The following is a 1,824-nucleotide window of genomic DNA, read 5'->3' as shown; positions in this document are numbered from 1 at the left end:
AAGCCCTCGGCCTATTAGTACCAGTCAACTCCACCCCTCACGAGGCTTCCATATCTGGCCTATCAACCCAGTCGTCTACTGGGAGCCTTACCCCATCAAGTGGGTGGGAGCCCTCATCTCGAAGCAGGCTTCCCGCTTAGATGCTTTCAGCGGTTATCCCTCCCGAACGTAGCCAACCAGCCATGCCCTTGGCAGAACAACTGGCACACCAGAGGTTCGTCCGTCCCGGTCCTCTCGTACTAGGGACAGCCCTTCTCAAGACTCCTACGCGCACAGCGGATAGGGACCGAACTGTCTCACGACGTTCTAAACCCAGCTCGCGTACCGCTTTAATGGGCGAACAGCCCAACCCTTGGGACCGACTCCAGCCCCAGGATGCGACGAGCCGACATCGAGGTGCCAAACCATCCCGTCGATATGGACTCTTGGGGAAGATCAGCCTGTTATCCCCGGGGTACCTTTTATCCGTTGAGCGACGGCGCTTCCACAAGCCACCGCCGGATCACTAGTCCCGACTTTCGTCCCTGCTCGACCCGTCAGTCTCACAGTCAAGCTCCCTTGTGCACTTACACTCAACACCTGATTGCCAACCAGGCTGAGGGAACCTTTGGGCGCCTCCGTTACCCTTTAGGAGGCAACCGCCCCAGTTAAACTACCCACCAGACACTGTCCCTGATCCGGATCACGGACCCAGGTTAGACATCCAGCACGACCAGAGTGGTATTTCAACAACGACTCCACACACACTGGCGTGCATGCTTCACAGTCTCCCACCTATCCTACACAAGCCGAACCGAACACCAATATCAAGCTATAGTAAAGGTCCCGGGGTCTTTCCGTCCTGCTGCGCGAAACGAGCATCTTTACTCGTAATGCAATTTCACCGGGCCTATGGTTGAGACAGTCGAGAAGTCGTTACGCCATTCGTGCAGGTCGGAACTTACCCGACAAGGAATTTCGCTACCTTAGGATGGTTATAGTTACCACCGCCGTTTACTGGCGCTTAAGTTCTCAGCTTCGCCAACCCGAAAGTCAGCTAACCGGTCCCCTTAACGTTCCAGCACCGGGCAGGCGTCAGTCCGTATACATCGCCTTACGGCTTCGCACGGACCTGTGTTTTTAGTAAACAGTCGCTTCTCGCTGGTCTCTGCGGCCACCCCCAGCTCAGAGAGTAAATCCCATCACCGGAAATGGCCCCCCTTCTCCCGAAGTTACGGGGGCATTTTGCCGAGTTCCTTAACCATAGTTCACCCGAACGCCTCGGTATTCTCTACCTGACCACCTGAGTCGGTTTAGGGTACGGGCCGCCATGAAACTCGCTAGAGGCTTTTCTCGACAGCATAGGATCATCCACTTCACCACAATCGGCTCGGCATCAGGTCTCAGGCTTTATGCCGCCCGGATTTACCTAGACAGCGCCCTACACCCTTACCCCGGGACAACCACCGCCCGGGCTGGACTACCTTCCTGCGTCACCCCATCGCTTACCTACTACCACCTCGGGTCACCGGCTCCACCACTTTCCATTCCCCGAAGGGTCCGGAACGGCTTCACGGGCTTAGCATTAATGGGCTCGATACTGGGCGTTTCAAAGCGGGTACCGGAATATCAACCGGTTGTCCATCGACTACGCCTGTCGGCCTCGCCTTAGGTCCCGACTTACCCTGGGCAGATCAGCTTGACCCAGGAACCCTTAGTCAATCGGCGCAAACGTTTCTCACGTTTGTATCGCTACTCATGCCTGCATTCTCACTCGTGAACCATCCACAACTCGCTTACGCGGCTGCTTCACCCGGCACACGACGCTCCCCTACCCAACCCAAC

At 56.6% G+C, this 1,824-nt stretch carries 1 rRNA gene; it reads right to left on the bottom strand.

What is annotated here, in order from left to right:
• Positions 1–1,824 (bottom strand): 23S ribosomal RNA (locus ACMA1D_RS32735); the annotation flags it as partial.

It is taken from the genome of Streptomyces sp. 796.1, from assembly GCF_047525675.1.
Lineage (GTDB): Bacteria > Actinomycetota > Actinomycetes > Streptomycetales > Streptomycetaceae > Streptomyces.
This window is presented reverse-complemented; position numbering and strand designations above follow the sequence as displayed.